Source organism: Candidatus Protochlamydia sp. R18, from assembly GCF_000648255.1.
Classification (GTDB): Bacteria; Chlamydiota; Chlamydiia; order Chlamydiales; family Parachlamydiaceae; genus Protochlamydia; species Protochlamydia amoebophila.
In genome coordinates this window covers 16,558-30,531 of the sequence record NZ_BASL01000704.1, presented here as the reverse complement: position 1 = coordinate 30,531, position 13,974 = coordinate 16,558, and the positions used below count along the sequence as shown (strand labels likewise).

8 protein-coding genes and 2 pseudogenes are annotated in these 13,974 nt (G+C 35.5%); 6 read left to right on the top strand and 4 right to left on the bottom strand.

Features of this window, described 5'->3' with window-relative positions:
- Positions 1–96 precede the first annotated feature (96 nt).
- Positions 97–408: pseudogene (locus tag TY19_RS06265) on the top strand (type IV secretion system DNA-binding domain-containing protein); the annotation flags it as partial.
- A 347-nt stretch (positions 409–755) separates the two neighbouring features.
- On the opposite strand, the gene TY19_RS06260 reads toward TY19_RS06265, so the two are convergent.
- The gene (locus TY19_RS06260) at positions 756–2,558 is read right to left on the bottom strand and encodes an ankyrin repeat domain-containing protein (RefSeq protein WP_226988492.1); all 1,803 of its coding nucleotides are present in this window, start codon (positions 2,556–2,558) and stop codon (positions 756–758) included.
- 432 nt (positions 2,559–2,990) lie between these two features.
- A pseudogene (locus tag TY19_RS26845) lies at positions 2,991–3,176 on the bottom strand (F-box-like domain-containing protein); the annotation flags it as partial.
- 380 nt (positions 3,177–3,556) lie between these two features.
- Here TY19_RS26845 and TY19_RS06255 point away from each other — a divergent pair.
- The 4 genes from TY19_RS06255 to TY19_RS06240 are packed head-to-tail and all read left to right on the top strand — an operon-like array spanning position 3,557 to position 11,099.
- Complete coding sequence (locus TY19_RS06255) at positions 3,557–4,852, top strand: TolC family protein (protein ID WP_052354821.1); 1,296 nt, start codon at positions 3,557–3,559, stop codon at positions 4,850–4,852.
- 4 nt (positions 4,853–4,856) lie between these two features.
- The gene (locus TY19_RS06250) at positions 4,857–5,999 is read left to right on the top strand and encodes an efflux RND transporter periplasmic adaptor subunit (RefSeq protein ID WP_042281049.1); all 1,143 of its coding nucleotides are present in this window, start codon (positions 4,857–4,859) and stop codon (positions 5,997–5,999) included.
- A 2-nt stretch (positions 6,000–6,001) separates the two neighbouring features.
- Positions 6,002–9,217 carry an efflux RND transporter permease subunit gene (locus tag TY19_RS06245; protein WP_042281048.1) on the top strand — a complete coding sequence of 1,072 codons (3,216 nt, stop codon included), beginning with the start codon at positions 6,002–6,004 and terminating at the stop codon, positions 9,215–9,217.
- Positions 9,207–11,099, top strand: a complete 1,893-nt coding sequence (locus TY19_RS06240; protein ID WP_042281046.1) for a heavy metal translocating P-type ATPase — start codon at positions 9,207–9,209, stop codon at positions 11,097–11,099. The genes TY19_RS06245 and TY19_RS06240 overlap by 11 nt, the downstream gene beginning before the upstream one ends.
- A 360-nt stretch (positions 11,100–11,459) precedes the next feature.
- Here the strand turns inward: TY19_RS06240 and alkB are convergent, their stop codons facing one another.
- On the bottom strand, positions 11,460–12,101 hold the full coding sequence (gene alkB, locus TY19_RS06235) for a DNA oxidative demethylase AlkB (protein ID WP_445082250.1): 642 nt from the start codon (positions 12,099–12,101) through the stop codon (positions 11,460–11,462).
- A 27-nt stretch (positions 12,102–12,128) separates the two neighbouring features.
- Here alkB and TY19_RS06230 point away from each other — a divergent pair, with 27 nt between their 5' ends.
- On the top strand, positions 12,129–12,515 hold the full coding sequence (locus TY19_RS06230; RefSeq protein ID WP_042281040.1) for a hypothetical protein: 387 nt from the start codon (positions 12,129–12,131) through the stop codon (positions 12,513–12,515).
- Between the two features lies 1 nt (position 12,516).
- Here the strand turns inward: TY19_RS06230 and gcvPB are convergent, their stop codons facing one another.
- Positions 12,517–13,959 (bottom strand): aminomethyl-transferring glycine dehydrogenase subunit GcvPB, encoded by a 1,443-nt coding sequence (gcvPB, locus tag TY19_RS06225; RefSeq protein ID WP_042281038.1) that lies wholly within the window; start codon positions 13,957–13,959, stop codon positions 12,517–12,519.
- Positions 13,960–13,974 lie beyond the last annotated feature (15 nt).

The window sequence follows — 13,974 nt, the reverse complement described above, 5'->3', positions numbered from 1 at the left end:
CTTCTAACAGAAAAGAGATCTTTTTTCAACAAAGACCCTTCAAAATATATCCCGAAGATAGCTTACGTTAAACTGGCGTTCTAATTAGAGGCATTTTATGGGCCGCCATCTGTGACGCAAACGTTGATCGGCAATTGTGCCATCAAAATTGTCTTTGCTGAACAAAATCCCCTTCATGCAGGTCGTCTTGCCGACATGTTTGGGGAGCAAGAAATTAGAGAGTATCAAAAAGGGCTGTCTTATGGAGCCAATGACATTCGAGATGGGGTGAGTTTAAATCAACAAACGCAGTATCAACAATTAATTACCAAGACTGATATTCAATTTTTGTCTCGCAATCAAGCCTTTGTGCGCTTACCCGATAACTGCCCGATTGTGCGTCTCAAAGTGCCTATTTTACCTAGATAAGCTTTCGCTGATTTGTTTTTAAGGAGATTTATGCTTGAAATTTTTAAACGTAAGTACAGAGACGGTTTGAACAACAAGAGATTTACTTACCAAGGCCTTTTATAAACTGGTTATCTTAAGAGTTTTGATAGCCACGCATCAGAAATGTTCCACGAGTAACAAACTTGCATAGCTTAATTTAAACTTTTACCATTAAGATTTGAAGTTTTTAACCAACTATAAAGAGTTAAGACGGCTCAAAAATATCTGCAGGAGTAGATAGCTTCATTGAAGCTATCAGTCCTTTTGTAATGATTAAAGCAATGCTCAAGCAAAATAAAAGAATTCATCTCACGCAATGGCGTTTACTAATTCGAATAATTTCCACTCTTATTTGATTTATTCAAAATTAGTTTGTAAATCATTTGCACTATCTTAGGATCGATTTCTTTTGCGTACATAATAGGAGATTTACCAAATTCTTCATCTATTGTTGTGAGCTGAAGATCGAAAGGGCTATTAAAAAGTAATTGAAGGGAATCCAAATCTTTATTCTTGATGAATACATATAATAAATACTGTCTAAGCTTATCAAAATGAGGCCTCTCTTCACTTAAAATCTTTGATGTCTCGGTTAACTTTATTTGAGCTCCACGCTCAATCAGTAGCTTGATACCCTCATAATATTCTGACTCTATAGCGATATCCAAAGGCGTATGACCTTGCTTATCTTGGGCATGAAGATTAATTCCTTCCTGAGAAAGTAAAAATTCCATCATTTCCAGATGCATATTTGTGGTAGCAACATGCAAGATAATCCTTCCGTCCTCGTGATTTGCATTCATTTCATGGGAATCTTTGTCAAACTCAAGAAGCAGTCTTGTCATCTCTACATTTCTGTTAAAGACTGCCCAATACAAGGGAGAATGGCCAAGATAGAGCTGTTCAGAATTAATTTCAGCTCCTTCTTCTATTAATAAACGAACAACTTCAATCTGATTTTCATAAGCTGCCATGGATAAGTAGGGTTTTTCATTTATTTCATCACGATAATAGGGTAAAAGCACTTGTACGAGTTCTAAAGGATCGCTATTATCTATAATTGCTCTACTAAGGAGGGTATAATATCCCCGTTTTTCCCCTCTTGAAAGCGGAATACCATTATACCAAATTCTTGAAGCGCTGCGGATTAATTCTTTAAGAATATTAGCTTTAGCCTTTGTTTTAAGTCTTCTACTGGTTACGCAATAATCAAAAATAGTGTAATCATCACCAGTTTCATAGAAATTAGGATTATAAGAAAGGATGAGCTTAATAATTTCTAAATCTCCGCAATTTAAAGCACGTATTAAAGGTGTTATCCCGCAGAAGCCTTGATAATCTACAAGTTGTTTATCCTTTTCAAGGAGCTCTTTGATTTTATCCTTGTTGCCTTGTTTTATCGCTGCGTGCAATTCATTACTTTGGCTAGAAGGTTTTTCTGATTTTTTTTGAATCTCATAATCAGGAGAAATATTCTTAAGGATTTTTTTAAATTCTTTTACAGTTTGAAAATAACGAAGAGCCGTCATTCCACTCCAATTTTTCACATATAAGTCAGCACCATGATCAAGCAATAACCTCAAGGTTTCTTCCATTTTATTTTGATTAAAATAAGGCATATCATCGCTCATTGCTAAATGATGAAGAACAGTTTCACCCCACGTATCTTGCGTGTTTAGTTTTTTGGCTAGCTCTTTGTTAACTACTTTCTTATTTTTAAAAGCTTTCAAAATGATATTTATACCTTTTACATTTTGTGCATTTAGCTTTTTGATTAGCTCTTCGTCAGTTATTTTCTTGTTTTTAAGAGCTTCCAAAATGATATTTATGCCTTTTGCATTTTGTGTATTTAGCTTTTTGATTAGCTCTTCGTCAGTTACTTTCTTGTTTTTAAGAGTTTCCAAAATAATATTTATGCCTTCAGCATTATGTGTATTTAGCTTTTTGATTAGCTCTTCGTCAGTTACTTTCTTGTTTTTAAGAGTTTCCAAAATGATATTTATGCCTTCAGCATTATGTGTATTTAGCTTTTTGATTAGCTCTTTGTCAGTTACTTTCTCGTTTTTAAGAGCTTCCAAAATGATATTTATGCCTTCAGCATTTTGTAAGGCGGCCATTTCTCTTAACAAAGACTGATCGGTTTGGCAATTAATTGCTGTTGGATCAACTCCGAGTTTGATAAATAATTTTAAAAGAGGATTGATGATTTCCTGGTTTTGCTTTTCTTGCAACTCAAAACTTGTGGAAGTCGAGCTGGTTTCTATGAGAATAAAAAGGCGGGTTTTTAGGTAATCGATTTTTTTTAGTAAAGCTTGTTTATCAGCTGAACTAACAGGATTTTTTAAAACTTTTTGCAAGAATAGATTAAGAATAGTTATAGCAAAACGATCTTTAAAAGATGGGCGGACTAATAACCTATTAAAGCCTTCTTGAGAGCTTAAGAGTGGGGTTAGATGTAAGAGGAATTTGCTGAGATAGTTTGGAATTTTTGAACTGTTTTGAAATAGCGGATCCCTAGAAGTGCTCATTTTGAAGAATCGTTTATTGCCATCTGTTTCGATGATTGCTTTAAACCGCGAACAAACTGACCTTAGATTAAGCAAATTTTTTGAATTTTCCGTTAAAAAAGTAAAAATATGAGTAACGATTTCAACTGGCACTGATACCCCACAGAGTTTATCAGATGTGTCAATGAATGTTGTTTGGGCATTCTGAGCTCGAAAGCCAATTGGTTCGTTCTGGATCATTTTTACTCCCTAGTTATAGCTTTTAATAAAAAAATTTTACCATAAACTCTACAATGTTAGATAAAAAAAATCAGATCAGGGCATTTCAGATTCAAATTAATGATATGTATGATTCACGAAAAGATTAAACGGAATGCTTGTAGAATGATTAATAAGCTTAATTTTTCCTAAAAATTGATTAAATAATGGACTTGAAGCTTGTATGGATTTGTGATAAGTACTTAACAAATCTTCAACACGGCAAAAATGATAAAATTTTCTGTCGAATAAATTCTTAGTCTCAATCTATTTTGTTGAAGAAATTAATTAACAAGAGTATGCCTTTCTTATTCGGAATGACGTGCTTAAAAACTCGGGTTGTGAACAAATAGAGAGGATAGATGTTCTCCAAATTCGTTAAAATTTTAGCATCATATCCTTTTTTTTTATTTTTCATGTTGAGAACTTTTGTATTTCCCACTCTTTCATTTTTACACGCCGAAGTAGATGAAAATAGGGAAAGCAATCTCCCCATTTTAGACTTGAATCAGGCCGTATATCGCGTTTTAACTGCTTCACCCTCACTACAAATTGCCAAAGAAGAATCCACTGCTAAATACTCTTTAGTTAAACAAGCCCAACTCGCTCCTAGTCCCGTTCTGAGCTATGAAGTCGAAAACTTCTCTGGTCGACGCACCTGGAAAGGTTGGAATCATCGAGAAGAGAGCTATATTTGGTCTCAATTATTTGAAACCGGAGATAAACGGCAAATACGAACGCAAGCTGCATCTTATCGCTATTACGCAGCTATGGTGGGTTATGATATTTCAAAACTTGTCCTGCTAAATCGTCTTCATCGCACTTTCATACAAGTAGCTGCCAACCAGGAACTTTTAAAAAACGCAATTCAACAATCACAAATTGCTAAAGAAATGCTAGACATTGCCACAAAAAAAGTGGAGGCTGGTAAAGTTTCTTTAATCCAACAAAATAAAGCACAAGTGGCTTATTCTCTAACATTAATTAACTCTGAAAAAGCTCAAATAGATTTAAAAAATGCCAAACGAAGATTATCTTTGCTTTGGGCTGAAACGTGTCCTGACTTTAAAACCGTTTTATTTCCCTTTTTTGACCTCGAAATGCCGAAAGATCTTCAAACTTACATTGAAGATCTTTGCAATCAACCAGAAATTACTCAACTCCTCTATCAATTTCAAAATGCAAAACATCATTGGCGATTGGAAAAAGCGAATCGTATTCCCGATGTGACTATGCAAGTAGGATATAAAATCAATTATGAAGAAAAAAATCAGGGATTAATTGCCGGAGTATCCATCCCTATTCCCATTTTTAACCAAAATCAAGGCAACATCTCAGAAGCCTATTTTGAAATGTTAAAAGTTGATGATCAGAAAAGATTGCTAGCCCTTACTCTCCAATCTAAACTGTCTATTATTCATGAAGAATTTAATCGCTCTTACTTAGAAGCCCAAGAAATACAAAGCAAAACTCTTCCTTTAGCGAAACAAGCTTTTGAATTAGCGCATAAAGGATATTTAGAAGGAAAATTCGAATATTTGGACGTATTAGATGCTCAAAGAACATTGTTTGAAATCACAGAAAACTATATTCAAACATTAATCAATTACCACACCAAACGTGCCGATATGGACTATTTAAACAGTCAACTGGATTAACTTTATGAACAGAAACTCCTTCCGTTATTTTATTCTGTGTGTGTTACTTTCATCAGTTCAGTTATTTTCTCATTCTCAAGAAGAGCACGAAGAAAATTCTGTTTATTTGACAACAGATCAAATCAAACAACTTGGTATCAGAATAAAAAAAGCAGGAGCTGGGACCCTCTTTTTATCACTTTCTACACCCGGAAAAATTATTCTTCAACCCGATCAATTAGCTCATATCGTTCCAAAAGTTTCTGGGATTACTCGTGAGGCTAGTTATAACCTTGGTCATTTAGTCAAACGTGGAGATATAATGGCCATCTTAGAAAGTAGTGACATGGCAGATTATAAAGCGGCTTTTCTGGCTGCTTTAAGTTGCGAGAAATTAGCTCAATCGATCTTAAAAAGAGAAAAAAAGCTTTTTCAAGAAAAAGTTTCTTCAGAGCAAGATTATCTCAATGCTAAGAATGGATATGAAGAATCTTTCATTAATCTTCAGTTGGTTAAACAGAAACTGCAAGCATTTGGTTTACTTTCAAGCGAAATAGAGGAATTAACCGTCCAAAGCGATCCTAATTTGAGACTCTACTCTATACGCTCTCCTATCGATGGAACAGTAATCATGAGGCATATTACAATAGGAGAATTCATAGAAAATACAAATATCATTTATGAAGTAGCTGATCTTTCTAAAGTATGGGTTGAAATTGGCATTTATCCTAAAGATTTGTATAAAGTGAAAGCTGGACAATCGGTTGTCGTTACAATACCTAGCGAAAATAAATCGGCGCAAGCTAGACTCATTTATGTCAGTCCTATTGTGGCAGATGAAACAATTGCAGCTAAAGCGATTGCAGAACTTGATAATCAAACAGGAGATTGGCGTCCGGGAGTTTTTGTCAAAGCTTTAATCGAAACGGATCAACTGCCCTGTCCTCTCGTAGTTCCCAATGATGCGATTCAAATGATCGATGATCAACCAATCTTATTTGTCGGTTCTAAAAACGAATTCGAAAAGCGAATTGTTCAGCTTGGTCAAAGTGATGGAAAAAATACAGAAATTCTTTCTGGCTTAAAACCTGGGGAATCCTATGTTGTAAACAAAACATTTCTATTAAAAGCTGAATTAGGAAAAAATTCAGCTGAACATGAGGATTAGGGATGATTGAAAAAATCCTTCGCTATTCCTTATCTCATCCGCTTAAGGTTATCCTTTTCACTTCTTTAGTAGCTTGCTATGGAATTTTTTCTTTTTTTAAATTACCCATCGATGCTGTACCTGACATTACTAATAATCAAGTTCAAATCAATACCATTTTAGGTGGTTTATCTCCTGTTCAAATAGAAAAGCAAGTTTCTTATGTGATTGAAACAGCTTTAGCAGGTATTCCTGGTCTTCAAATGACAAGATCTTTATCACGAAATGGTTTTTCTCAAGTTACAGCTATTTTTGATGATAACGTCAATATTTATTTTGCTAGGCAACAGATTAATGAAAGATTAAATGAAGCGGTTAAAAATCTTCCCGAAGGTGCTGAAATTCACATGGGTCCTCTTTCTACAGGACTTGGCGAAATTTATATGTGGACAGTTGATTTTATCCCTCGTTCTGAAAAAAATGAGAATCGAAAACTCGCAGGATGGATGGTTGATGGTTCTTATCGAACCCAAGAAGGACAAATTTTAAAAAATGAAGAAGAAAAAGCTTCTTATCTTCGCACTATACAAGACTGGATCATTAAACCTCAACTGAAGAGCATCCCAGGATTAGCTGAAATCGATTCGATCGGAGGGTATGTTCTGCAATATCACATTGAGCCCAACATCGAAAAAATGATTGCATTGGGATTAAGTTTTGATAACCTTATTCAAGCCGTACAAAAAAATAATTTAAGTATTAGTCCTGGCTATATTGAAAAATTAGGAGAAGGATTACTCGTTAAATCAGATGAAAGATTAAACAACCCTAAGGAAATAGAGACAATTGTTGTTACCACACGAGAAGGTATCCCCATTCGCATTCGAGATATTGCTGATGTAAAAATTGGGAAAGAAATGCGCACAGGAAGTGCAACTCACAATGGCAAAGAATCAGTTATTGGAACCGCTCTCATGTTAATAGGTTCTAATAGTCGCACTGTGTCTCAAGCTGTTGAACAAAAACTTTCTGAAATCACTCGCACGCTTCCTCCAGATGTCATCATTACTCCTGTGCTCAATCGGACAAAGCTTGTTAATGCCACCATTGATACAGTTGCGAAAAACTTAAGTGAAGGAGCCATTCTTGTTATTGCGATTTTATTTGCTTTTTTAGGACATTTCCGAGCTTCATTAATTACTGCCTTGGTCATTCCTTTATCTATGTTGATGACAGCGATTGGAATGGTACACACACAAATCAGTGGCAATCTAATGAGCCTTGGTGCCATTGATTTTGGACTTATTATTGATGGAGCTGTTATTATTACAGAAAATTGTTTAAGAAGACTTTCTCTCAAAAGAAAGACCATCAATAGAGATTTAACTAAACAAGAACGAACTGAAGAGGTTTTAGCCGCAAGCCAGGAAATGATTCAACCGACCGTGATTGGACAAGCTATTATTATCACTGTTTATGTTCCTATTTTAACCTTATCAGGGGTAGAAGGAAAAATGTTTTATCCGATGGCCATGACAGTAATTATGGCTTTAATTTCGGCATTTATCCTTTCCCTTACATTTGTGCCGACAATGATTTCTCTTTTTGTGAAAGGAAACATGCAAGAAAATGAAAAGGGATTTGCTCATTTCATAAAAAAAATATATCAATCCGTTCTCGAAAAAGTGTTGCATTTTCCCTTGGCCACAACTTTGTCATCTTTAATAGTTGTTCTTATCTCACTCATTCTTTTTTTCAGACTTGGCGAAGAATTTATTCCTACTTTAGATGAGAGAGATCTAGCCATGCATGTTATGCGTATTCCAAGCACCTCATTATCCCAGTCAACAGAAATGCAAAAGGACGTAGAAAAAACACTTCTTACACTGCCAGAAGTTTCATTCGTATTTTCTAAAACAGGAACTGCTGAAATGGCTTCTGATCCCATGCCTCCCAATGTTTCAGATACTTTTATTATTTTAAAAAAGCGAGAAGAGTGGCCTAATCCGGAACTGACTAAAGAAGATTTAATTCATAAAATTGAACAATCTGTTCAATTCGTTCCTGGCAATAATTATGAATTTACACAGCCTATTGAAATGCGTTTCAATGAGTTAATTTCAGGGGTTCGCAGCGACTTAGCTGTGAAGGTATATGGAGATAATTTTTCTTTGTTGGAAAAAACGGCTGAGAGCATTTCCCAAGCCTTAAAAGGAATTCCAGGAGCTGCTGACGTAAAAGTGTCTCAAATGAGTGGTCTTCCGGTTTTAGATATTAAAATTGATCGAGAGACAACAGGTCGATTAGGATTAAATGTTTCAGATATTTTAGAAGTCGTTTCTATTGCTTTAGGAGGAGGGAAAGCAGGTCAGTTATTTGAAGGAGATCGCCGATTTGATATTATTGTAAAACTTCCTGATTCATCACGAGAAGACCTTACTACAATTAGTCAACTACCCATTCCCCTAAAAATGGAATCTAAAAAAGCTTATTTTTCAAATATTCCACTTGGTGAAGTTGCTTCTTTAAATATTCAAAATAACCTCAATGAAGTCAGACGTGAAAATGGAAAACGATTTATTACCATTCAAGCCAATGTTCGAGGATCGGATCTAGGAACATTTGTAGAACAAGCGAAGCAGGAAATTCGAGACAAAGTCAAAATTCCAAGTAGTTATTGGTTAGATTGGGGCGGACAGTTTGAAAACCTCCTTTCAGCTCGCAATCGTTTATTTATAGTCATTCCAATTGCTTTAATGTTAATTTTTATTTTTCTCTATTCTGCATTTAACTCTGCCCGTTATGCTTTACTTGTTTTTACAAGCGTTCCTTTAGCATTATCAGGAGGGATTTTGGCTCTATGGATAAGAAACATGCCCTTTTCTATTTCTGCTGCAGTTGGGTTTATCGCTCTTTCTGGCATCGCTGTTTTAAATGGGCTTGTTTTAGTTACCTCAATTAATCAACTCCGTGATACTGAAAGCCACATTGAAAAAGCCATTAAAAAAGGGGCTCTTCAACGCATCCGCCCCGTTCTAATGACAGCCTTAGTCGCTTCATTTGGATTTATCCCGATGGCGTTAGCATCAGGAACGGGAGCAGAAGTGCAAAAACCTTTGGCAACTGTTGTGATTGGAGGAATCATTAGCGCTACCATTTTGACTCTTTTAGTTCTTCCAGCATTATATAAACTTTTTGCAGCTAAACAACGATACAGAGATATCAATTATGTGGAATGAACCCAAAATTTTATGGCTAATAGCAGGCACCTTATTTATTGCTGTCTTTGAATTTCTTTCATTAGGGGGCATTCACCTTCCTAAAGAAATTGCCTTACCTTTTTTTCTTACCTTCACTCTTTTTTTTGGGCGAGAAACACTTTGGCATGGTTTAAAAGCGTTGTTTAATTTGAATTTTAAAAGTATTAACTTATTGATGTTCATCGCTGTTGTAGGAGCTTTCTATTTAGGCGAATATCCTGAAGGAACCATTGTTATTATTTTATTTACATTAGCAGAAAGATTAGAAGATGTGGGCATTGCAAAAAGTCAGTCTGCTATCGACTCCTTTCTCAATAAAATACCAAAAACGGTCTTCATCAAAGATCAAGAGCTCCCTATAGATATTTCTCAAGTCAAAATTGGAACAGTTGTTTTAATTAAACCGGGCCAAATGATCCCTCTAGATGGAATCGTTAAATCAGGAAGTTCTTTTGTAGATGAATCAGCGATTACAGGGGAGCCTTTGGCTAAAGATAAACGCACAGGAGATGAACTATTTGCAGGAAGTTTGAACAAACAAGGTTTTATTGAAATGGAAGTTTCTAAAACCGCATCGGATTCAACCATTGAAAAAATTCGAGAATTAACTTTTCATGCCACTAAGCAGAAAGCTAAAACGCAACAATTTATTGAAATTTTTTCTCAATTTTATACCCCTTTTGTGATTTTATTAGCGACTTTTTGGACATTCTTTAACTGGCAAGTTTTGCATCAACCCTTTAATCAAGGACTAGCAGATGCTTTAGCTCTTCTCGTTATCGCTTGTCCTTGTGCACTCGTCATTTCAACACCTATTTCTATCTTTTCTGCAATCGGCCATGCCTCTTCAAAAGGAGCTTTAATCAAAGGAGGAAAATATCTCGAAGCTATGGGGCAAGTGAATGCCATGGCAATTGATAAAACCCGAACCCTCACAAAAGGTCAGCCTATCGTCACTCATGTGATTCCTTTTGGAAATCATTCTAAAGAATTACTTTTAAGTTGTGCAGCTGGCATCGAAAAATTATCTGAACATCCTCTCGCTCAAAGTATAGTTCAAGCCGCTCAAATAGAAAAACTTACCCCACATCCTGTCGAAAACTTTGAAAGTTTTATTGGGAAAGGTGCCAAAGCGGACTGCTTGATTTGCGATGATAAACATCATTGTATCGGAAAATTGGAATTCATTTTAGAAGAACATCATCTGCCTCAAGACTTTATAGATCTCATCGATGCCTATCAAAAAAAAGGAAAAACGGTTGTTGTAGTCAGTACTCATAAAAAAGTTGAAGGGATAATTGTTCTGGAAGATGAAATCAGATCAGATAGTGCGCAATTTATTGCCGATTTAAAACAATTACAAGTTTACCCTATTATGTTAACTGGAGACCATTTAAATGTTGCTCATTCTATCGCTCAACAAGTGGGGATTCAAGTTGTTAAAGCAAACCTTCTTCCTCAAGACAAATCAAAAGCTATCGAAGAATTATTGAAAGAGCATCGCACAGTTGCCATGTTTGGGGACGGAGTCAATGATGCACCTGCACTAGCGCTTTCAAGTGTTGGTATTTCAATGAGTTCGCTTGGCAGCGATACAGCATTAGAAGCTGCCTCTATCGTCATTTTAAATGATAATTTATCTCTCATCCCTTATCTGATTAAACTTGGTCGAAAAACCCTTTCTACAATTAAAATAAATATTACTTTTGCTTTGTCCGTGAAAATTCTTTTTATTATTCTTGCTCTCTTAAGTATATCTAATTTAGCTTTAGCTATTTTTGCAGATGTTGGGGTAACATTACTTGTCATTCTGAATAGCTTGAAGTTAATGAACTTTAAATCAAAATCTAGTCAGGGCTGAATGCATTCAGTTTACTAAGCCTAGATAGGGCAAATCAATGAAAAATGTTCTGGTGCTTTTAAAAATTCATTTATTATTAAAACGCTCTAAACAGAGTGTTAATAGCAAGTATAACAAAAAAGAGTGATTAACTAAGAAAAAAGCAATTTTCCAATGATAACAAGCCCTAAAGGTTAGTGAGCCTCTGCTACTGAACCAAATTGCTAAAACTATTGAAATCACTCCCAGGATCGCTGGTAACTGTTGTCATTATGATGGGCCTAAACTAAAGCAAACAAGACAGGCATTAAAAATAGATTCTTTGTGAGATTGATGGATGCTTAAAAAATCGTCGAAATAATTTACACGGAAACTAAAAAATTAAAAAACTTTGCGAAATGTTAAATTAATACGCGTCGATCCCGTTAAATGATGATGCCCACTTTTTAAAGGAAGAATACCATGGTAAGCCAACCGTAGTTTACCTCCCCAAACAACTACATCTCCATGTATAAGTGATAATTTTTGGAGAGGATCGGTACGATTGAATCCTCCAAATTGAAAAGTAGCAGGCAAGCCGAGTGAAACAGAAACAATAGGTGAATCCAAATCGTCTTCATCTTTGTCCTGATGAAGAGACATTTTCGCTCCGGGAACATAGCGATTAATCAAACAAGCGCTAGGAACAAAAGAAGAATAACCAGCCCTTTCAGCAGCTTCTAAAGCAAGTTCTAAAAAAAGAGGTGGAATCTTTGGCCATACAAGCCCGCTTAAAGGATCAAAGGATTGATAGCGGTAACCCGCTTCATCTGTCACCCATCCTAACAAACCACAATTTGTCATAGCGACAGATAGATCAAATCCTCCAGATGTTTTCATATGACGAAACGGTGCTAATTGAGTAATTTCCTGTACTGAAGATAACAAAGATTTGTCTATTTTTTTGGCCAACCCCGCAAACAAAATAGCACCTTGACCTAAAATCATATCTTTTCTTTGATTTTCAAATAAATCTTCTTTCATAATCATGAAAAATACATAGGTATTCAAATGTCTTTAAATATGGGTCAATGGATAGGCGTTTTATTAGGGCTTATTATCATTACACTGATGAGTTACACTAGTATGCGTTATTTAGTTTTCTTAATTAAAGGAAAAAGATATCGTTTAAGTCATTTGCTAAGAGGTTTCAGAGAAAAAATTTGGATGACGTTTGGTCTGGGTTTTTTATTTTTTGGACTTTACCTCGGTATTGTCCTCTTAGGATCATTCTTGATTGACCGAGAAAATGGGCAGCTATTGTTTCATTTATCTTATCAACATCCGATTGAATTCATCTATTTAGGATTGTTTATTTTTGCCACCATTTCACTTCTCATTTATCTAGTCCGCATGTTTATCAAATATCTCTATTTGACGCGAAGCAAAGGCTCATAAATCAATCAGCTTGGTGTTTTAAAATAGGCCTTTTTGCTGCTAACACTTCATCTAGACGGCTAACGGATTGTTGATGAGGAGCATTTATTATAGTCTGGGGATCTTGGTGAATCTCTGCTACGATCCTTTCTAAAATTGAAACGAATTGATCAAGAGTGTTTTTAGATTCACTTTCTGTCGGTTCAATGAGCATACACTCTTTAATAATCAAAGGGAAATAAACAGTTGGTGCATGCACGCCGTAATCTAATAAACGTTTCGCAATATCTAATGCCCTAACTCCTTTTCCTAAGTAGTTATCGGCCTGTACTACAAATTCATGCATGCAAAATTGTTCAAATGGAATGTTAAATAACTTCGAGATTCTCTTTTTTAAATAATTAGCATTGAGAACAGCTACTTCAGCAATTTTTCTTAACCCATAATGACCATGCAATTTGGCATACAAATAAGCTCTTAAATAAATAGCAAAGTTACCGTGAAAAGACGCTATTTGTCCTATGCTCATCGAATCCTTCCACTTGACCACATAATGATCATTCTCTTTTTCTACTCTTGGATTAGGAAGAAAAGGTTTTAAAAGATCTCCACAAAGAACAGGTCCAGACCCTGGACCTCCTCCACCATGAGGAGTTGAAAATGTCTTATGAAGATTGATATGCATCACATCAAATCCCATGTCTCCTGGCCGCGCAACATTTAAAATGGAATTGAGATTGGCCCCATCGTAATACAGAAAACCACCAACTTGATGAACAATGTCAGCTATCTCCTTAATTACCGAACTAAACAAACCAAGCGTATTAGGATTTGTTAACATCAGCCCTGCTGTTTTGTCTGAAACAAGACTTTTCAAATGATCAATATCTACATCCCCTTGAGCATTTGTTCTTAAAGAAATTGTTTTAAATCCTGCCATTGCTGCTGTAGCCGGATTTGTGCCGTGAGCATTATCTGGAATAAGTAATTCGTCTCGTTCAAAATCCCCGTGATGATGATGGTAGGCAGCAATCATTTGAATACCAGCAAACTCCCCTTGAGCTCCTGCATTAGGAACCAATGAACCTGCCGTCATTCCGCTGACTTTACATAACATTTGAATGAGTTCGTCAATGATTTGCAAATTACCTTGTATGGTATGATCTGGAGCTAATGGATGAACCCTAGTAAAATTAGGCAAATTTGCACACCATTCATTGATCCGAGGATTCAATTTCATCGTACAACTACCTAAAGGATAGAAATTTGTATCAATTCCCATATTACGTTTAGCAAGAACTGCAAAATGACGAGTTAAATCAATCTCAGAAACTTCAGGCAGCGGAAGAGAGGTCTGTCTTAAAAACTTCTTAGGCAAAGTGAATTCTTTTAAATTTTCCCAAGAATAAGGAAGGCTGTAAGCCTTTTGTTTAAATTGTGATTTTTCAAAAATAGTTTTTGTCATAACGTTTTCACAAAA

Excerpts from the sequence above, each read along its gene's own strand:
- TY19_RS06250 (WP_042281049.1), top strand. The coding sequence starts at position 4,857 with ATGAACAGAAACTCCTTCCGTTATTTTATTCTGTGTGTGTTACTTTCA.
- gcvPB (WP_042281038.1), bottom strand. The coding sequence starts at position 13,959 with ATGACAAAAACTATTTTTGAAAAATCACAATTTAAACAAAAGGCTTAC.
- TY19_RS06230 (WP_042281040.1), top strand. The coding sequence starts at position 12,129 with ATGTCTTTAAATATGGGTCAATGGATAGGCGTTTTATTAGGGCTTATT.
- TY19_RS06245 (WP_042281048.1), top strand. The coding sequence starts at position 6,002 with ATGATTGAAAAAATCCTTCGCTATTCCTTATCTCATCCGCTTAAGGTT.
- TY19_RS06255 (WP_052354821.1), top strand. The coding sequence starts at position 3,557 with ATGTTCTCCAAATTCGTTAAAATTTTAGCATCATATCCTTTTTTTTTA.
- TY19_RS06240 (WP_042281046.1), top strand. The coding sequence starts at position 9,207 with ATGTGGAATGAACCCAAAATTTTATGGCTAATAGCAGGCACCTTATTT.
- alkB (WP_445082250.1), bottom strand. The coding sequence starts at position 12,101 with ATGAAAGAAGATTTATTTGAAAATCAAAGAAAAGATATGATTTTAGGT.